At 63.3% G+C, this 17,889-nt stretch carries 22 protein-coding genes and 1 pseudogene; 11 read left to right on the top strand and 12 right to left on the bottom strand.

Annotated elements, in window-relative coordinates; all coding sequences use genetic code 11:
* Nucleotides 1-38 precede the first annotated feature (38 nt).
* The 6 genes from TU79_RS08075 to TU79_RS08050 all read right to left on the bottom strand — a co-directional run bounded on the left by TU79_RS08075 (nucleotide 39) and on the right by TU79_RS08050 (nucleotide 3,059).
* A complete protein-coding gene (locus TU79_RS08075) occupies nucleotides 39-1,040 on the bottom strand; it encodes a glycosyl transferase family protein (RefSeq protein ID WP_057007500.1) in 1,002 nt (333 codons plus the stop codon).
* Nucleotides 1,037-1,372 carry a TusE/DsrC/DsvC family sulfur relay protein gene (locus TU79_RS08070; protein ID WP_057007499.1) on the bottom strand — a complete coding sequence of 112 codons (336 nt, stop codon included), beginning with the start codon at nucleotides 1,370-1,372 and terminating at the stop codon, nucleotides 1,037-1,039. Before TU79_RS08070 ends, TU79_RS08075 begins: the two co-directional genes overlap by 4 nt.
* On the bottom strand, nucleotides 1,369-1,647 hold the full coding sequence (gene tusB, locus TU79_RS08065) for a sulfurtransferase complex subunit TusB (protein WP_057007498.1): 279 nt from the start codon (nucleotides 1,645-1,647) through the stop codon (nucleotides 1,369-1,371). Before tusB ends, TU79_RS08070 begins: the two co-directional genes overlap by 4 nt.
* Nucleotides 1,647-1,997 (bottom strand): sulfurtransferase complex subunit TusC, encoded by a 351-nt coding sequence (gene tusC, locus TU79_RS08060; protein ID WP_057007497.1) that lies wholly within the window; start codon nucleotides 1,995-1,997, stop codon nucleotides 1,647-1,649. Before tusC ends, tusB begins: the two co-directional genes overlap by 1 nt.
* A gap of 1 nt (nucleotide 1,998) precedes the next feature.
* Nucleotides 1,999-2,391 (bottom strand): sulfurtransferase complex subunit TusD, encoded by a 393-nt coding sequence (gene tusD / locus TU79_RS08055; protein ID WP_057007643.1) that lies wholly within the window; start codon nucleotides 2,389-2,391, stop codon nucleotides 1,999-2,001.
* Nucleotides 2,392-2,564: 173 nt separating this feature from the next.
* Nucleotides 2,565-3,059, bottom strand: a complete 495-nt coding sequence (locus TU79_RS08050) for a SprT family zinc-dependent metalloprotease (RefSeq protein WP_057007496.1) — start codon at nucleotides 3,057-3,059, stop codon at nucleotides 2,565-2,567.
* A 179-nt stretch (nucleotides 3,060-3,238) separates the two neighbouring features.
* Here TU79_RS08050 and ttcA point away from each other — a divergent pair, with 179 nt between their 5' ends.
* Both ttcA and TU79_RS08040 read left to right on the top strand, forming a co-directional pair.
* Complete coding sequence (gene ttcA, locus TU79_RS08045) at nucleotides 3,239-4,063, top strand: tRNA 2-thiocytidine(32) synthetase TtcA (RefSeq protein WP_057007495.1); 825 nt, start codon at nucleotides 3,239-3,241, stop codon at nucleotides 4,061-4,063.
* A gap of 66 nt (nucleotides 4,064-4,129) precedes the next feature.
* Entirely contained in the window at nucleotides 4,130-4,801 is a 672-nt protein-coding gene (locus TU79_RS08040) for a DNA-3-methyladenine glycosylase I (protein WP_057007494.1), read from the top strand.
* Nucleotides 4,802-4,882: 81 nt separating this feature from the next.
* Here TU79_RS08040 and wrbA read toward each other — a convergent pair whose 3' ends face one another.
* On the bottom strand, nucleotides 4,883-5,488 hold the full coding sequence (wrbA, locus tag TU79_RS08035) for an NAD(P)H:quinone oxidoreductase (RefSeq protein WP_057007493.1): 606 nt from the start codon (nucleotides 5,486-5,488) through the stop codon (nucleotides 4,883-4,885).
* Nucleotides 5,485-5,838, bottom strand: coding sequence for an arsenate reductase (glutaredoxin) (gene arsC / locus TU79_RS08030; RefSeq protein WP_057007492.1), 354 nt, complete (start codon nucleotides 5,836-5,838; stop codon nucleotides 5,485-5,487). The genes wrbA and arsC overlap by 4 nt, the downstream gene beginning before the upstream one ends.
* 115 nt (nucleotides 5,839-5,953) lie before the next feature.
* Between arsC and TU79_RS08025 the strand changes: the two genes are divergently transcribed.
* On the top strand, nucleotides 5,954-6,415 hold the full coding sequence (locus TU79_RS08025) for a TlpA disulfide reductase family protein (protein ID WP_057007491.1): 462 nt from the start codon (nucleotides 5,954-5,956) through the stop codon (nucleotides 6,413-6,415).
* 133 nt (nucleotides 6,416-6,548) lie between these two features.
* Here the strand turns inward: TU79_RS08025 and TU79_RS08020 are convergent, their stop codons facing one another.
* From TU79_RS08020 to TU79_RS08005, 4 genes and pseudogenes are all read right to left on the bottom strand, one after another.
* The gene (locus TU79_RS08020; protein WP_057007490.1) at nucleotides 6,549-6,950 is read right to left on the bottom strand and encodes an META domain-containing protein; all 402 of its coding nucleotides are present in this window, start codon (nucleotides 6,948-6,950) and stop codon (nucleotides 6,549-6,551) included.
* Entirely contained in the window at nucleotides 6,947-7,387 is a 441-nt protein-coding gene (locus TU79_RS08015; protein ID WP_057007489.1) for a hypothetical protein, read from the bottom strand. Before TU79_RS08015 ends, TU79_RS08020 begins: the two co-directional genes overlap by 4 nt.
* 81 nt (nucleotides 7,388-7,468) lie before the next feature.
* A pseudogene (locus TU79_RS08010) lies at nucleotides 7,469-10,222 on the bottom strand (response regulator).
* 135 nt (nucleotides 10,223-10,357) lie between these two features.
* Nucleotides 10,358-10,873, bottom strand: a complete 516-nt coding sequence (locus TU79_RS08005; RefSeq protein WP_057007488.1) for a DUF2062 domain-containing protein — start codon at nucleotides 10,871-10,873, stop codon at nucleotides 10,358-10,360.
* 135 nt (nucleotides 10,874-11,008) lie between these two features.
* On the opposite strand from TU79_RS08005, the gene TU79_RS08000 reads away from it, so the two are divergent.
* From TU79_RS08000 to murB, 8 genes are all read left to right on the top strand, one after another.
* Entirely contained in the window at nucleotides 11,009-13,234 is a 2,226-nt protein-coding gene (locus TU79_RS08000) for a DNA internalization-related competence protein ComEC/Rec2 (RefSeq protein ID WP_169793786.1), read from the top strand.
* A 94-nt stretch (nucleotides 13,235-13,328) separates the two neighbouring features.
* Nucleotides 13,329-13,964 (top strand): MotA/TolQ/ExbB proton channel family protein, encoded by a 636-nt coding sequence (locus TU79_RS07995; protein ID WP_015372391.1) that lies wholly within the window; start codon nucleotides 13,329-13,331, stop codon nucleotides 13,962-13,964.
* On the top strand, nucleotides 13,961-14,389 hold the full coding sequence (locus tag TU79_RS07990; RefSeq protein ID WP_057007486.1) for an ExbD/TolR family protein: 429 nt from the start codon (nucleotides 13,961-13,963) through the stop codon (nucleotides 14,387-14,389). Before TU79_RS07995 ends, TU79_RS07990 begins: the two co-directional genes overlap by 4 nt.
* A complete protein-coding gene (gene lpxK / locus TU79_RS07985) occupies nucleotides 14,389-15,399 on the top strand; it encodes a tetraacyldisaccharide 4'-kinase (protein WP_057007485.1) in 1,011 nt (336 codons plus the stop codon). Before TU79_RS07990 ends, lpxK begins: the two co-directional genes overlap by 1 nt.
* A 24-nt stretch (nucleotides 15,400-15,423) precedes the next feature.
* Nucleotides 15,424-15,609, top strand: a complete 186-nt coding sequence (locus TU79_RS07980; protein ID WP_003174668.1) for a Trm112 family protein — start codon at nucleotides 15,424-15,426, stop codon at nucleotides 15,607-15,609.
* A complete protein-coding gene (kdsB, locus tag TU79_RS07975; RefSeq protein ID WP_057007484.1) occupies nucleotides 15,606-16,370 on the top strand; it encodes a 3-deoxy-manno-octulosonate cytidylyltransferase in 765 nt (254 codons plus the stop codon). Before TU79_RS07980 ends, kdsB begins: the two co-directional genes overlap by 4 nt.
* A complete protein-coding gene (locus tag TU79_RS07970; protein ID WP_057007642.1) occupies nucleotides 16,370-16,834 on the top strand; it encodes a low molecular weight protein-tyrosine-phosphatase in 465 nt (154 codons plus the stop codon). The genes kdsB and TU79_RS07970 overlap by 1 nt, the downstream gene beginning before the upstream one ends.
* The gene (gene murB / locus TU79_RS07965; RefSeq protein ID WP_057007483.1) at nucleotides 16,831-17,850 is read left to right on the top strand and encodes a UDP-N-acetylmuramate dehydrogenase; all 1,020 of its coding nucleotides are present in this window, start codon (nucleotides 16,831-16,833) and stop codon (nucleotides 17,848-17,850) included. The genes TU79_RS07970 and murB overlap by 4 nt, the downstream gene beginning before the upstream one ends.
* The last annotated feature ends 39 nt before the right edge of the window (nucleotides 17,851-17,889 follow it).

Genomic DNA, 17,889 nt, shown 5'->3' with positions numbered 1-17,889 from the left:
TCGGACTAAAAGCGCAAATAGCCGGCGACAATGATCGATTAAATCGATTTGTCCCGCGCTAACCAGTATTGCCGGGCCCGTTCGAACGCCTGCTCCCGTGGCTGGCCAAGGCCGCGCAGGGCCAGCGCCATGGTTGCGATCAGCGCCAGTTGCGGGTAGCTGTCCTCGACGTCGCCGCGCCACAGCGCCTTTAAATGCTCGGGCTCCAGGCTGGCCGGTTTGACATGGCGCTGGGCGGAGAGCGCAGGCCATTCTTCGTCCCAGCTCTGGCCGCCCGTGGTGCCGTACAAATGGCTGAGGGTGTCGGGGTTGATCTCGATTTCGCCGCCGTCGCCTTTCACCACGATCACGTTATCGCCCAGCAGGCCGCTGGCATCGCGGTGCACGCCCTGGTAGCCCGGATGGAAAATGCTTTGCAGGCCGCAACGGGCACTCAGTGGGTTGAGCAGGCGCGCCAGCGAGTGGATCGGCGAACGCAGGCCCAGGGTGTTGCGCAGGTCGATCATGCGTTGCAGCTGCGGCGCCCAGTCGCCCAGTGGGATAAACGCCAGGTTGCCGTGTTCATAGGCCGCTTCGACCTGTTGCCAGGTGCGGCACAGGGGGATTTGCAGGGTTTCAAGCAATTGCTCGGTGTACAGCCGACCGGCGGTGTGCGCGCCGCCGCCGTGCATCAGGATGCGCACGCCGTTCTGCGCCAGGCACTTGGCCGCCAGCAGGAACCACGGCAGGTGGCGCTTTTTGCCAGCATAGGTGGGCCAGTCGATGTCCACATTCAACGCTGGCGCGTTCAGGCGCTCGCGCACGGCTTCGGTGAAGCCGGCGAGTTCTTCCGGGCTTTCTTCCTTGTGGCGCAGCAGCATCAGGAAGGCGCCGAGCTGGGTGTCTTCGACCTGTTCGTCGAGCAACATGCCCATGGCTTCGCGGGCTTCGGCGCGGGTCAGGTTGCGCGCGCCGCGCTTGCCTTTGCCGAGGATGCGCACGAACGGCGCAAACGGGTGCTCTTCGGGCGTTGCGAGGGTAAGCGGGGCAAAGTCGGTCATAAGCAATTCGTCGGCCTGGGCAGGCCCGCCAGCTTGGCGGCGAGTTTGGCGGGAGTGCCGTTGAACAGTTTGTTGAGGTGCAGGCTGTTGCCCTTTTCCGGGCCCAGCTTCAAGGCGGTGTACTTGATCAGCGGGCGCGTGGCCGGGGACAGCTGGAACTCGGCATAAAAACCGCGCAGCAACTCGAGGATTTCCCAGTGCGCGGGGGTCAATGCCAAGCCTTCGGCAGCGGCGAGGGCGTGGGCGACGTCCACGCACCAGTCGTTGAGGTCGACGAGGTAGCCGTCCTTGTCCAGTTCGAGGCGGCGCGCGCCGACGGTGAGGGTGTTCATAGCCAGGTGTTGACCTTGTCGTAGTCAACCGACAGTTGCACGAAGCCGGGGTAATCGACGCTGTCGGCCCAGTCGGGCAGTGGCAGGTTGCGCGCCTGGCTGTCTTCGGCCAGCACGAAGACTTTTACGCCTTTGCCTTGCAGGGCTGCGCTTTGCAGGCCGTAGGCGCCGTCGCCGCAGAGCAGGATCGCGTCTTCGGCGCCACAGATGCGCAGGCAGCTGTCAAGACGGCTGTCGGTGAACGGGGAGTGGGAGAGCACATGAAGAGTCGACATCAGAGGGTTATCACCTGGTCGTAACGGTCGATCAATTGGGCAATGGCGTCGCTGTGCAGGCCTTGGGCGCTGGGCGGCGCATTCAGTCCGCGTACTTCCAGGCTGTGGTTGCAGGCGAACACATCGTCGATGCCGAACAGCTCCAGCGCCTGCAGGTTGGCGCTCAGATCCTTTTGTTGCACGGCTTTGGCGTTCTGGTCCGACGCCAACTGAAACACGCCGTCGTCCATGAACAGCAGGCCGATCGGCAGATCGAACGCGCCACCGGCCAGCACGATATCCAGGGCTTCGCGCGCGCTCGGGCCGGACCACGGCGCCTGGCGGCTGATCACCAACAAGGATTTGGACATGTCACGGCCCTCCAAAACAGATCAGGCGGTCGGCGTCCTGAATGGCGTCGTGCAATTGCCCCAGGCCCGACAGCGCCCAGGGCGCATCCAGGTTCACCGCGCTGCGCTGATAACGGGTGGCTTCTTCGCGGTCAAGCACGCCACGGCGCAGGGCGGCGGCAATGCACACCACGCCGTCGAGCTGATGCTGGCTGACAAACTCACGCCACTGGCGCGCGATGTCTTGCTCATCCTGCGGCGCGACGATGTTGTTGGACGCGCTGTACACACCATCCTGATAGAAGAACAGCCGTACAATGTCGTGCCCGCCGGCCAATACTGCCTGGGCGAACAGCAAGGCGCGGCGCGAGGAGGGCGCATGGGCGGCGCTATACAGTGCAATCGCGAACTTCATGGAACACTCGGCAAACAAACGTGGGCCAATGATAAAGCGGCTGTCGCGAAAAAGCCCGCCGTGATCAAAACGGTGCGGTGATTGGTCGAGCGCTATCGCAGGCAAGCCAGCGCCCACATGTGACGGCGTTCACCGAGTCAAATGTGGGAGGGGGCTTGCTCCCGATGAGGCCCTTATTCCACGCGGGTTTCCCCGCTGAACACCAACGTCTGCCGACACCGCCGACACAGATACCTGCGCCCCTGAGCCACCATGCCATGGCGCTGCGCGGAAAACGCAAAGTCGCTGTCCGCACACGGGCATCGGTAGATGTAGCGAGTGACCTGGCGGCGCTTCACCGCATAGGTGTGACAGCGATCCGGCGGCAGTTCATAAACGCCGCGCATGATCAGTTGCCATTCCTCGCCATGGGGCTGGATGCGCTCGCCAAACAATTGGTGGGCAATCAGATGCGCCACCTCATGGGCCACGGTCTGTTTCAGGAAGTGCTGGCTGTTTTCGCGGTACAGCTGTGGATTGAAGCGCAGCAGGTTTTCGTGCAAATGCGCGACACCGGCTTTCTGGCCCCGCAGCTTGAGGCTGATCTGCGGGCGTTTGAAGCTTCGTTTGAAAAAGGATTCGGCTTGCAGGAAACAATCTTCGACGCGGGTATTGAGTGGCTCGGACATGCTGTATCTATCTCCAGAGCGGTCCAGTATGCCGCAAAGCGGGGTGTTTCCGAATCTGTCAGGCGCCGAATGGTCATTGCCCAGGGTTTTGAAGGCTCTGCGGGCGCATTGGAACTTCGCCGGTCTTATCGGTAAAATGCTGCGCTTTTCGTCACACACCTCCAGCGGATCCAAGCGCCATGGGCACTCTTACGGTCAACCAGAACAAACTGCAAAAACGCCTGCGTCGCCTGGCCGGTGAGGCGGTGGCCGATTTCAACATGATCGAGGACGGCGACAAGGTCATGGTCTGCCTCTCCGGCGGCAAAGACAGCTATACGATGCTCGATGTGTTGCTGCACCTGCAAAAGGTCGCGCCGATCAAGTTCGACATCGTTGCCGTCAACATGGACCAGAAACAACCGGGGTTTCCCGAACATGTGCTGCCGGCCTACCTCAAGGGATTGGGCGTGGCGTACCACATCGTCGAGAAGGACACCTATTCGGTGGTCAAGGAACTGATCCCTGAAGGCAAGACCACCTGCTCGCTGTGCTCGCGCCTGCGCCGGGGCACGCTCTACACCTTTGCCGACGAGATCGGCGCGACCAAGATGGCGTTGGGTCACCATCGCGACGATATCGTCGAAACCTTTTTTCTCAATATGTTCTTCAACGGCTCGCTCAAGGCCATGCCGCCCAAGCTGCGCGCCGACGACGGGCGCAACGTGGTGATCCGCCCGCTGGCGTATTGCAACGAGAAGGATATCCAGGCCTACTCCGACCTCAAGCAGTTTCCGATCATCCCGTGCAACCTGTGCGGCTCCCAGGAAAACCTGCAACGCCAGGTGGTCAAGGAGATGCTGCTGGACTGGGAGCGCAAGACCCCCGGGCGTACCGAGAGCATCTTCCGCAGCCTGCAGAACGTGATCCCATCGCAGTTGGCCGACCGCAACCTGTTCGACTTCACCAGCCTGCGTATCGACGAGAGCGCCGCCTCGCGCTTCGTCAATGTAGTGAACCTCTGAGGCCCTGCAACGCTCTGAGAGACGGCGCTCACGGGCGCCGTTTTCATTTAAATCCCGGGAGAGGGCATGCGCGATTACAAGTGGCTGAACGAATATTGTCTGAACCGCTTCGGCTCGGCGGCCAAGCTGGAAGCCCACCTGCCAACGCCCAAAACGGCCGCGCAGTTGCGCAAGATCAGCGATGACCGCTACCTGTCGACCCTGGCGTTGCGGGTGTTTCGCGCAGGCTTGAAGCACAGCGTGGTGGACGCCAAGTGGCCGGCATTCGAGCAGGTATTCTTCGGTTTCGACCCGGAAAAAGTCGTGCTGATGGGCGCCGAACACCTGGAACGGCTGATGCAGGACACGCGCATCATCCGCCACTTGGGCAAGCTCAAGAGCGTGCCGCGCAACGCGCAGATGATCCTCGACATCGAGCAGGAAAAGGGCAGCTTCGGCGCGTTTGTCGCCGACTGGCCGGTGACCGATATCGTCGGGTTGTGGAAATACCTGAGCAAGCACGGCCACCAGTTGGGCGGGCTGTCGGCGCCGCGCTTTTTGCGCATGGTGGGCAAAGACACCTTCGTGCCCAGTGATGACGTGGTGGCGGCGCTGAATGCGCAGAAGATCGTCGACAGGGCACCCACCAGCCTGCGGGACCTGGCGGCGGTGCAGGGCGCGTTCAATCAGTGGCACGCCGAGAGCGGGCGGCCGATGTGTCAGCTGTCGATGATGCTGGCTTATACCGTCAATCATTGAGACCCAGGTGAGCCCTTCGCGGGCAAGCCCGCTCCCACTTTTGGCATGCATTGCAAAATGTGGGAGCGGGGTGGCAGGACCTTAGCCGGGTTGGCCTTCCAACAGCCGTGCGGTTTTCGCCAGGCGCTGGCCCAGGGCGCGGCACAGGGCGGTTTCATGTTGATCGAGCAGGCGCTTGCCGTCCGCTCCGGCATGGTGGCTGGCGCCGTAGGGCGTGCCGCCGCCCTGGGTGTCGAGCAGCGCCTGCTCGCTGTAGGGCAGGCCGGTGATCAGCATGCCGTGGTGCAGCAATGGCAGCAGCATCGACATCAATGTGGTTTCCTGGCCGCCATGCAGGCTGGCGGTGGAAGTGAACACCCCGGCCGGCTTGCCGACGAGGGCGCCGGTGAGCCACAGGTTGCTGGTGCCATCGAGAAAATACTTGAGCGGCGCGGCCATGTTGCCAAAGCGTGTCGGGCTGCCCAGGGCCAGGGCCGAGCAGTTTTTCAGGTCATCCAGGCTCGCATACAGCGCGCCTTCTTCCGGAATACCCGGCGCCACGGCTTCGCACTCGGCGGAAATCGCCGGCACCGTGCGCAGGCGCGCTTCCAGCCCGCCTTGCTCGATGCCACGGGCAATCTGCCTTGCCATCTCGCTCACCGAGCCGTTACGGCTGTAATACAGCACCAGCACATACGGCGTACTCACGGCAAAATCTCCAGTATCTTCTCGGGCGGGCGACCCATGACGGCCTTGTCGGCGGTTTCCAGGATCGGGCGTTCCATCAACTTCGGATGCGCGGCGATGGCGGCGATCACCTGGGCTTCGCTCAAGGTGGCGTCGGCCAGGTCGAGGGTCTTGTATTCGTCTTCACCGGTGCGCAGCAGTTGGCGCGCGGTAATGCCCAGTTTGCCGAGCAACGCCTTCAGTTGCGCGGTGTTCAGCGGGGTTTCGAGGTAGCGCACCACGGTTGGGGCGAGGCCACGGGCTTCAAGCAGTTCGAGCGCACCGCGGGATTTCGAGCAGCGCGGGTTGTGATAAAGCGTCAGATCGGTCATGTGCGGGTCGCATCTTGCGTAAGGTGGCGGGTATTCTACCCGCGTGGCGGCCCGTCCTTAAACCGTAAGAGGCAACCGGTCGCAGCCCACGTTCATTTTTGCGAAGGATTACTCCATGACAAGGCGACTGATCGGTGCATTGGCGATCATCACAACCCTGCTGCTCAGCGGCTGCGGCAATGACTATGGCGTTGATCAGTACGGCCAGAAGGTGGCGGCGGAGCGCCTCGACAAGCAGTGGCTGGTGGTCAACTACTGGGCGGAATGGTGTGGCCCGTGCCGCACGGAAATCCCCGAGCTCAATGCGTTATCCGAACAGTTGAAAGCCCAGAATATCGGCGTGTTCGGGGTCAATTTCGACAATGTGCAGGGCGAGGAACTCAAGGCCGCCAGCGAGAAGCTGGGGATCAAGTTCACCGTATTGGCGCAGGACCCCGAAGAGCTCTTTGATATCCCGCGCAGCGAGGCGTTGCCGGTGACCTACATCATTGACGACAAGGGCAAGGTGCGCGAGCAGTTGATGGGCGAGCAGACGGCGGCGGGGGTGCTGGCCAAGCTCAAGGCGTTGCGCGGCTAAAGGGCATACCCCAAAACACATGTGGGAGGGGGCTTGCTCCCGATTGCAGAGTGTCAGTCCATACATCGGTTGACTGATACACCGCTATCGGGAGCAAGCCCCCTCCCACATTCGGTTTGCGCCAACCTTGCGATCAGCCTTCTTCGAGCCACAGGCGAATCGGTTTGCCTTCGGCCGGCCAGAAGCGGGTCTGTTCGGTAGGCGAGATATCCCAGCGTTGCACGCTTTGCAGGGCCTGGAAGAAGCGCTGTTCCTGCTCCATCAGGGCCTCGGCGCAGAGCTTGCGGGTGCTGCCGATCTTGCCGAAGCTGAGGGTGTCGCCGTTGACGGTGTAGGGCGCAAACCAGTGGTTGCAGCCACCGTTGCCGTAGGCGCGACCATCGGCGCCGAGGGTGACGGTCAGGTTCGCGTCGTCCATCAGCGGCCGTTCGCCGATCCATTCCACCACGTAGCTGTGATCCTGCTTGAGCTTGACTGCGTGACCGGCGCAACCGCTCAGGCCGGCCGCCAGGGCGATGAGCAACAGGCCTCTCATTGCGCGGCCTGCTGGCATTTCGGGCAGCGGTGCCTGTCGCCCTCGCTGGCCCAGCCCAATTCTTTGATGCGTGCGTTGGCCGCTGGCTGTAGCGGTGCTTTGGTCAGCTTGGTTTCAACGGCAAATTCAAACTCCAGCACGCTGTCGCAGCTGTCGCAATTGACCTTCCAGGTGTGAATCTCCAGTTCGCCGAATTGTGGCCCGTGGGCCATGGCGACCCACTGGCCGGCGGGGCGGATGGAGTAGCGTGCGTCCCCTTCGACGGTCAGGCGCATCGACAGGGTTTTACTGCCGCGCAGGGTGACGATCAGCACGTCGCCGTGCTTGATCGAACCGCCGTTGCCGGTCACCTGGTAACGGCCCGGCACCAGGGCGCGGCATTCGATCAGGGTGTGTTGCGGGCTCAGCAAGCTGAAGCGGAAATCGTGTTCGGCCATGGATCCTCCAAATAGGCGCGGCATCCTATCACGGGTGCCGGCCTATCATGAGCCTGGTATGTTATCGCTGATCAATGCGAATCAGGCGCTCACCCGTGCCTCACTGGCCAGTCGGGTAATGGCCATGTCCAGTTCATCCAGCGCCGCCGCGGCCTTGGCATCGTCCTGCTTGAGCAGGGTTTCGGCGCGCTGGCAGGCGGCGCGCAGTTGCGGCACGCCGCAGTAGCGCGTGGCACCGTGCAGGCGGTGGACGCGTTCGATCAGGGCCTGATTGTCATTGGCTTCGCGGGCGACGGTGATGGCCAGGCGGTCGGCCTCCAGCGACGCCAGCAGCATGGCAAGCATGTCGGCCGCCAGGTCGGTCTTGCCGGCGGCCAGGCGCAGGCCTTCTTCATGGTCGAGCACCAGCAGTTGCACGCCGTGGCCGAGGTTTTCAGTGACCCGCTCGGGGCCCTGGTTGCGCAGGGCCAGGCCGGTCCATTTCAACACCACCTGGGCCAGTTGCCGTTCGCTGATCGGCTTGGTCAGGTAGTCGTCCATGCCGCTCTGCAGCAGCGCGCGTTTTTCGTTGGCCATGGCGTGGGCCGTGAGCGCGACCACCGGCAGCGGCGTGCCGTGGCGTTCGCTTTCCCACTGGCGAATCGCCTCGGTGCTCTGGCGTCCGTCCATGCCCGGCATCTGCACGTCCATCAACACCAGGTCGAAGGTTTCCTGCTTCACCGCATTGATCGCTGCGTAACCGCTGTCCACCGCCTGCACCTTGGCGCCCATGTCTTCGAGCAGGGTTTGCACCAGCAACAGGTTGGCCGGGTTGTCGTCGACGCAGAGCACTCGCGGTGCACGGCTGGACAGTGGCTCGCCAGGCTCGGCGCGCTAGGGACGCGGGCTGATCAGGTCGGCCAGGGCACGGCGCAGTTTGCGCGTGCACGCAGGTTTGGCCTGCAACTGGCTGTTGGGGTTGGGCACGGACTGGTTGAAGAGCATCTGTTCGGTGGTCGGGCACAGCACCAGCACCTTGCAACCCAGATGTTCGAGGTCCCACAGGTGCTGGTTGAGGCGCTCGGGCGGAATGTCGTTGGCGGTCACGCCAAGCACCGCCAGATCGATGGCCTGTTCGGTCTGGTGGGCGCTGGTGATGCCGTTGGTCAGGTTTTCCAGGGTATTGAATGGCGTCACTGTCAGACCGCAGTCTTCCAGTTGATGTTGCAGGGCCTGGCGCGCCAGTTCGTGGTTCTCCAGCACGGCAACGCGCCGGCCAAGCAGCGGCGCAGAGGGCAGGTCGTCGACGTCGTCGCGGGTCTTGGGCAGGTTGAGGCTGATCCAGAACTCCGAGCCTTCGCCCGGTGTGCTGTCGACGCCGATTTCGCCGCCCATCTGCTCGATCAGGCGCTTGGAAATCACCAGCCCCAGGCCGGTGCCGCCGGGCTGGCGCGACAGCGAATTGTCGGCCTGGCTGAACGCCTGGAACAGCGCGCGCACATCCTGGCTGGACAGGCCGATGCCGGTGTCCTGCACGCTGATGCGCAGTTGTACGCTGTCTTCCTGTTCGTCTTCGATCATGGCGCGGGCAACGATGGTGCCTTCGCGGGTGAACTTGATCGCGTTGCTGATCAGGTTGGTCAGGATCTGCTTGAGGCGCAGCGGGTCGCCGACCAGCGCCAGCGGGGTGTCGCGGTACACCAGGCTGACCAGTTCCAGCTGCTTGGCATGGGCGGCGGGGGCGAGGATGGTCAGGGTGTCCTGCAGCAGGTCGCGCAGGTTGAACGGCACGCTGTCGAGCACCAGCTTGCCGGCCTCGATCTTCGAGAAATCAAGGATCTCGTTGATGATGCCCAGCAGGTTGTCGGCGGATTTTTCGATGGTGCCCAGGTAATCCAGCTGGCGCGGCGAGAGTTCGCTTTTTTGCAGCAGGTGGGTGAAGCCCAGGATGCCGTTGAGCGGGGTGCGGATCTCATGGCTCATGTTGGCCAGGAACTCCGACTTGATGCGACTGGCTTCCAGGGCCTCCTTGCGGGCCAGGTCCAGCTCGATGTTCTGGATTTCGATGGTTTCCAGGTTCTGGCGTACGTCTTCGGTGGCCTGATCGATGCTGTGTTGCAGTTCTTCGCGGGCGTTCTGCAGGGTTTCGGCCATGCGATTGATGCCCGAGGCGAGCTGGTCCAGCTCCTGGCTGCCCAGCGGTGGCAGGCGGGTTTCCAGGTTGCCGTCCTTGAGCTGGGCCACGGCCTGCTTGATCTGGCCAATCGGCGCGTTGATCGTGCGGCTGATGCGCAGGGCCAGCGCGGCGGTCAGGATCAGGCCGACAGCGATCAGCAGCAGGCTGGCGAACAGGCTGCGGTAGCCGCGCAGCAGCATGCCATTGTGGGACAGTTCCACCTCGACCCAGCCCAGCAGGCGGTCGGCTTCATCGGGGATCAGCTCGCCGGCCAGGTTGCGATGACGGCCGAACACCGGCAGCAGATAGCGCGTGGCGTCATTGCCGGTGCGCTGCAGCAGGTGCGAGTTATTGCCGGTCGGCGGCGGGTTGAGCATGGTCGGGCCGGCATGGGCCAGGGGCGTGCGGTCCGGTGCGAGGAACGACACGGTGCGCACGTCCGTCTGCTCAAGGGATTGGGTGGCGATGCGTTCCAGCAGGTCAGCGTTCTTGCTGCTCAGTGCCGGCGCCACCAGCGGCGCCAGTTGCTCGGCGATCATTTCGCCGCGTTGCAGCAGTTGGGTCTGCAACTCGGAGAGCTGCATCCAGGTGAAATACCCGCCCAGCAACAACGCCATCAGGCTGGTCGGCAATAAGGTCAGCAACAGTACGCGGCCTTTAATTCCCATTCTTCTAAGCACGCCACTTCTCCTGCTACCACTGATATCAATCTTCCACGCGGGCATCCGGCCCGCGCCACCTGCGCAGTGTAGCCATTTGCGCGGCCTGGAATCCTGAAAATTAATGGTCTTGAGCGGGAGCGTGCGTGTCGGGTTTCAGCGGCGGCGCAGTTTGCGACGCTTCCATTGGCGCGCGACCCACCAGCGCCAGTAGCCCATGGTCAGGCAGTAGGCGAGGGCGCCAAGCACCAGCCCCAGCACCACCGAACCCAGCAGGAACGGCTGCCACAGGGTGTTGAGCTGGCCGCTGATCCATTCCCAGGTAAGGTGGTCGGGCAGGCTGCGTGCCGGCACGTTCATCAGCCAGGCGCCGGTCATGTATGTGCACACGAACACCACCGGCATGGTGATCGGATTGGTCAGCCATACCAGGCTGACGGCGATGGGCATGTTGCCGCGCACCGCGATGGCCAGCACTGCCGCCAATAACATCTGCAAGGGAATCGGAATAAAGGCCGCGAACAGGCCCACGGCCATGGCCCGCGCCACCGAGTGGCGGTTCAGGTGCCAGAGGTTCGGGTCATGCAGCAAAGTCCCAAGAAACTGTAATGACTTGTGTTCCCTGATACTGCTGGGGTCGGGCATGTACCGTTTGAATAAGCGCCGGGGCATAAGGGGTCCAGGTCAGTTCGAGGGGCAAGTATGCCCGCATTCTATAAACAGAAAATTCAGACTTTGTGACAAAACATCAAAGGCGCCGTCCGCGGCCCAGCTATGACTGAGTGGGTCACTTGCAAAGGATGAGTCATGAAAACAGGGATGTTCGCCTTGGCGCTGGGGTTGCTGACCTTGCGTTTTCTACCGGCATTGCCGGCCACCGGATGGCTGCTCGCGATGCTGGTGCTGGCCTTGATGCTGTTGCCGTTTCGTACCTTCGCGCTGGCCTTTTTTCTGTTCGGTTTGAGCTGGGCGTGCATCAGCGCGCAGCGGGCGCTGGACGACCGATTGAGCCCCGCACTGGACGGCCAGACGCGTTGGCTGGAGGGGCGGGTGGTCGGGTTACCGCAGCAGACATCCACTGGCGTGCGCTTCGAGCTGGCCGACAGCCGGTCACGCAATGCCCGCTTGCCCAGGCTCATCCGGGTGTCCTGGCATGGCGGGCCGGCGGTGCACAGCGGCGAGCGTTGGCGGTTGGCCGTGACCCTGAAGCGACCGTCCGGCCTGCTCAACTTTCAGGGCTTCGATCACGAAGCCTGGCTGTTGGCGCAGCGCATTGGCGCGACCGGTACGGTAAAGGACGGCGAGCGCCTGACGCCGGCCAGCAACGCCTGGCGCGATGCGCTGCGCCAGCGCCTGATGGCGGTGGATGCCCAGGGCCGCGAAGCGGGCTTGGCCGCGCTGGTGCTGGGCGACGGCTCCGGGTTGGCGGACGAAGACTGGCAAGTGCTGCAAGACACCGGCACGGTGCACCTGCTGGTAATCTCCGGCCAGCATATTGGCCTGCTGGCGGGGCTGATCTACGGGCTGATCGCGTTGCTGGCGCGTTATGGTTGCTGGCCCGCCACCTGGCCGTGGTTGCCCTGGGCGTGCGGCCTGGCGTTTGTTGCCGCGCTGGGTTACGGCTCGCTGGCGGGGTTCGGCGTACCGGTGCAGCGGGCCTGCGTCATGGTGGGGCTGGTGCTGCTGTGGCGGTTGCGTTTTCGCCACCTGGGTGCCTGGTGGCCGTTGCTGCTGGCACTCAACGGGGTGCTGGTGCTGGAGCCGCTGGCGAGTCTGCAGCCCGGATTCTGGTTATCGTTCGGTGCGGTTGCGGTGTTGATACTGGCCTTTGGCGGGCGCTTGGGCCCGTGGCGCCTGTGGCAGGCCTGGACGCGTCCGCAAGGGTTGATCGCCATCGGTCTTTTTCCCTTGTTACTGATGCTTGATTTGCCGATCAGCCTGAGTGCTCCCCTTGCCAATCTGGTCGCGGTGCCCTGGATCAGCCTGGTGGTGTTGCCGTTGGCATTACTGGGGACTGCGCTGCTGGCGGTGCCATTTCTGGGAGAGGGCATGCTGTGGTTGGCGGGCGGCGCGCTGGACCTGCTGTTCCAGGGCCTTGCGCTGCTGGCGGCGCACCTGCCGGCGTGGATACCGGCTGACGTGCCCTTGGGGTATTGGCTGGTGAGTCTGGCCGGCGCGGTGATCGTGCTGCTGCCGGGCGGTGTGCCTTTTCGGCTGTTGGGGTGGCCGATGCTGTTGCTGGCGGTGTTTCCACCGCGTGAGCCGGTGCCCCACGGGCGGGTGGACGTGGTGCAGCTGGATGTCGGCCAGGGGCAGGCGATTATCCTGCGCACCCGCCATCACAGCATGCTTTACGATGCCGGCCCGCGTTCGAGGGGCACAGACCTGGGCGCGCGGGTGGTGTTGCCGTCGCTGAAAAAACTTGGCATCGCGTCGCTGGATTTGATGCTGATCAGCCACGCCGATGCCGACCACGCCGGCGGCGCGGCAGCAGTGGCGCGCGGGCTGCCGGTCAAGCGAGTGGTGGGCGGTGAAACCGACGGGCTGCCTGAGTTCCTCGGCACTCGACCCTGTCTCGGTGGCGAACGCTGGGAGTGGGACGGCGTGTCATTCGAGCTGTGGCAATGGTCCGGCGCCGTCGATGGTAACCCGAAGTCCTGCGTGTTGCAGGTACAGGCCAACGGCGAACGCTTGCTGCTCACCGGCGATATCGATCGCGCCGCCGAGCGCGCCTTGCTCGACTCGCCGCTCGCGGTGCGCACCGACTGGCTGCAAGCCCCTCACCATGGCAGCCGCAGTTCGTCGTCCCGGGCTTTTGTGCAGCAATTGGCGCCAACGTCGGTGCTGATCTCGCGGGGGCGCGGCAATGCATTCGGCCATCCGCACGCCCAGGTGCTGGAGCGTTACCGCGCATTGAGCAGCCGGGTGTATGACAGCGCCGAGCAGGGGGCGGTACGCCTGCAGTTGGGGGCTTTCGAGCCTGCCACGGTTGTACGCGCGCAACGCCGCTTCTGGCGTGAACCGTTACGCTGATTCGCTATCCAACGCGCTCACGGCCTGCGACGGGCGGGCCCCGCGACCGAACCTATATGGTAAAGTGGCGCACTTTTTCGAGGGGACATTCACTGTGTGGGAATTGGTCAAATCCGGTGGTTGGATGATGTTGCCGATCATCTTGAGTTCCATCGCAGCGCTGGGCATCGTCGCCGAACGTCTGTGGACCTTGCGTGCCAGTCGCGTGACCCCCGAGCATCTGCTGGGGCAGGTGTGGGGCTGGATCAAGAACAAGCAGCTCGACAAACAGAAGCTCAAGGAACTGCGTGCCAATTCGCCCCTGGGCGAAATCCTCGCGGCGGGCCTGGCCAACTCCAAGCATGGTCGCGAGATCATGAAGGAATGCATCGAAGAGGCCGCCGCCCGCGTTATTCATGAGCTGGAGCGCTACATCAATGCGCTCGGCACCATCGCCGCGATGGCGCCGTTGCTCGGCTTGCTCGGCACCGTGCTGGGCATGATCGATATCTTCAGTTCGTTCATGGGGTCAGGCATGACCACCAACGCAGCGGTGTTGGCCGGCGGTATTTCCAAAGCCTTGATCACCACCGCAGCGGGTCTGATGGTGGGTATTCCATCGGTGTTCTTCCACCGTTTCCTGCAACGGCGCATCGATGAGCTGGTGGTGGGCATGGAGCAGGAAGCCATCAAGCTGGTGGAAGTGGTGCAGGGCGACCGTGACGTGGACCTGGTTGAGGACAAGGTGTGAAATTTCGCCGCAAGCGACGGGAAAATGTCGATATCAACCTCGCATCGCTGATCGACGTGGTGTTTATCCTGCTGCTGTTTTTTGTCGTGACCACCACGTTCACTCGGCAGACCGCGCTGCGGGTTGATCTGCCGGAAGCGGTGAGCGGCTCGCTGGCCGAGGACCAGCAGGTCAAGCAGTTGGACATCGCCATCAGCGCTGATGGCGTGTTCACCGTGAACAACCAGTTGCTGGAGAAAAACGACCTCAACAGCCTGATGGACGCGTTGCAGAAAGAATCCGGCGGCGATACCAAAATGCCGTTGTCCATCAGTGCCGATGGCAAGACCCAGCACCAGGCCGTGATCACTGCGATGGACGCCGCCGGCAAGCTGGGCTTCAGCCACTTGCGCATGAGCACCGTCGAGGCGGCGGGCCAACCCTGATGGCAATGTCCGATCGTCTGCTCAAGGCCTGGTACACAGGCCATCCGGCCCTGGCGCTGCTGACACCGTTGGAGTGTCTGTATCGTCGGGTGGTGCAGCGCAAGCGCGCGCGCTTCGTGGCCGGGGAGGGCGACATCTACAAGGCGCCTGTGCCAGTCGTAGTGGTGGGCAATATCACCGTGGGCGGCACCGGCAAGACGCCGTTGATTCTGTGGTTGATCGAACACTGTCGCCGCGCCGGTCTGCGCGTGGGCGTGGTCAGCCGTGGCTACGGCGCCAAACCGCCGCAACTGCCCTGGCGCGTCGAGGCTGTCCACAGTGCCGCCGTGGCTGGCGACGAGCCGTTGCTGATCGTGCAGCGCAGCGGCGTGCCGCTGATGATCGACCCCGACCGCAGTCGTGCGGTAAGAGCCTTGCTGCAAAGCGAACCCCTGGACCTGATTCTGTCTGACGACGGCCTGCAGCATTACCGCCTGGCCCGTGATCTTGAACTGGTCCTGATTGATGCCGCCCGTGGCCTGGGCAACCGCCGGTGCCTGCCTGCCGGGCCGCTGCGCGAGCCGGTGGAGCGCCTGCAAAGCGTCGATGCGCTGTTATATAACGGCTCAGGGGCCGACCGTGAAGACGGTTTTGCCTTTCGCCTGCAGCCCACCGCACTGATCAATCTGCACAGCGGCGAGCGCAGGCCGGTCGACCACTTCCAGGCGGGTCAGGCCATGCATGCGGTCGCCGGCATCGGTAACCCGCAGCGTTTCTTCACCACCCTTGAAACGCTACACTGTCAGCCCATACCCCATGTATTTGCCGACCACGCGCAGTACAGCGCCGAGGTCTTGAGTTTTACCCCGTCATTGCCGCTGGTGATGACCGAGAAGGACGCGGTGAAGTGCCGCGCCTTCGCACAGCCTGACTGGTGGTACCTTGCGGTGGATGCGCTGCCGTCGCCGGCGTTTGTCGCCTGGCTCGACACGCAGCTGACGCGCCTGCTGCCCGCACGTCCCTTGCCCTAACACGCTTTTTTCCAGGAAATCTTCATGGACACCAAACTGCTCGATATCCTTGCTTGCCCGATCTGCAAAGGCCCGCTCAAGCTCAGCGCCGATAAAACCGAGCTGATCAGCAAAGGCGCGGGCCTGGCCTACCCGATCCGCGACGGTATCCCGGTGATGCTCGAAAGCGAAGCCCGCACCCTTACCACCGATGAGCGTCTGGATAAATGACCACCGCCTTTACCGTTGTCATTCCCTCGCGCTACGCATCGACTCGCCTGCCGGGCAAGCCGCTGCAAATGATTGGCAACAAGCCGATGATTCAGCTGGTGTGGGAACAGGCGTGCAAAAGCAGCGCCGAGCGCGTGGTGGTGGCTACCGATGACGCACGCATCGTCGCAGTCTGCAAAGGGTTTGGCGCCGAGGCGGTGCTGACCCGTGAAGACCACAACTCCGGCACCGACCGCCTGGCTGAAGTGGCCACTCAACTGGGCCTGGCGCACGACGCTATCGTGGTCAACGTGCAAGGTGACGAGCCGTTGATTCCGCCGAGCGTGATCGACCAGGTTGCCGCCAACCTGGCGGCCCATGGCGAAGCGCGCATGGCCACCCTGGCCGAACCGATCGAAGACGTGGACACCCTGTTCAATCCGAATGTGGTCAAGGTGGTCAGCGACCTCAACGGCCTGGCGCTGACGTTCAGCCGTTCGACCTTGCCCTGGGCGCGCGATGCCTTTGCCAAACACCCTGATGTGTTGCCCGAAGGCGTGCCGTACCGCCGCCACATTGGCATTTACGCCTATCGCGCCGGGTTCCTGCACGACTTCGTCAGTTGGGGCCCGTGCTGGCTGGAAAACACCGAATCCCTGGAGCAACTGCGGGCCTTGTGGCATGGCGTGCGCATCCATGTCGGCGATGCACTCGAAGCGCCACCGGCCGGTGTCGACACCCAGGAAGACCTCGAGCGCGTTCGGCGCCTGCTGGGGGCTTGATGGAGGTTCTGTTTGTCTGCCTGGGCAACATCTGTCGCTCGCCCACGGCTGAAGGCGTACTGCGCCATAAGTTGCGCGAAGCGGGGCTGGCGGGTCAGGTCGACGTGGCCTCCGCCGGCACCGGTGAGTGGCATGTGGGCAACCCGCCGGACCAGCGCAGCCAGCGTGCGGCGCTGATGCGCGGTTATGACCTGTCGTCCCAACGCGCCCAGCAGGTCAGCCGCGCCGATTTCGCGCGCTATGACCTGATCCTTGCGATGGACCACAGTAACCTGCGTCACCTCAAGATCATGCAGTCGGGGCAGGGCAAGGCGGAGCTGGATCTGTTCCTGCGCCGCTTTGACGCCGAAGTGGACGAAGTGCCAGACCCTTACTACGAAGGCGAACAGGGCTTCGACAGGGTGCTGGACCTGATCGAGCGTGCCTGTGATTTATTGGTGATCGAATTGAAGGGACGGTTATGACCTTGCAGGTGCAGGCGCAGGTCTCGCTCAAGCCCTTCAACAGTTTTGGCATCGATGTGCGCGCCCAATTGTTCGCCGAGGCCCGTGGCGATGCCGATGTGCGTGAAGCCCTGGCGTACGCGGCGGCGCAGGCGCTGCCGTTGCTGGTGATCGGTGGCGGCAGCAATCTGCTGCTGACCCAGGACATTCCAGCCCTGGTATTGCGCATGGCAACCCGGGGCATTCGGGTGTTGCAGGACGACGACAGCCGCGTGGTGATCGAGGCCGAAGCGGGTGAACCCTGGCATCCGTTTGTGTTGTGGACCCTTGAGCACGGTTTCTGCGGCCTGGAAAACCTCAGCTTGATCCCCGGCACTGTCGGTGCAGCGCCGATGCAGAACATCGGGGCCTATGGGGTGGAGATCAAGGATGTATTCGCCGGCCTCACCGCCCTGGATCGCCAGACCGGCGAGCTGCGCGATTTCAGCCTGGAAGAGTGCCAGTTCGGCTACCGTGACAGCCTGTTCAAGCAGCACACCGGACGCTGGCTGATCCTGCGCGTGCGCTTTGCCCTGAGCCGCACTCGCCATCTGAAACTCGACTACGGCCCGGTGCAGCAGCGTCTGGCGGCGCAGGGCATCACCGATGCCACGCCGAGTGACGTCAGCCGTGCGATTTGCAGTATTCGCCGCGAGAAACTGCCCGATCCGGCAGAGCTGGGCAATGCGGGCAGCTTCTTCAAAAACCCGCTCGTGTCCCCGGTACTGGCTGCCGAGTTGAAAAGCCAATACCCGGATCTGGTGGCCTATCCCCAGGCCGACGGGCAGATGAAACTCGCCGCCGGCTGGCTGATCGACAAGGCCGGCTGGAAGGGTTTTCGAGAGGGGGACGCAGGCGTGCATAGCATGCAGGCATTGGTGCTGGTCAACTACGGCGGCGCCACCGGGCAGGATATTGCCAACCTCGCGCGGCGTATCCAGCAGGACATCGCCCAGCGTTTCAAGGTTGAGTTGGAGATGGAACCCAACCGGTACTGAATTCCGCACAAACAAAAATGCCCCGCATCTTTCGATACG

The sequence above is a fragment of the Pseudomonas trivialis genome (assembly GCF_001439805.1).
GTDB lineage: Bacteria > Pseudomonadota > Gammaproteobacteria > Pseudomonadales > Pseudomonadaceae > Aquipseudomonas > Aquipseudomonas trivialis.
The sequence above is the reverse complement of the archived record's forward strand: the minus strand, read 5'-3'. Positions and strand labels throughout refer to the sequence as shown.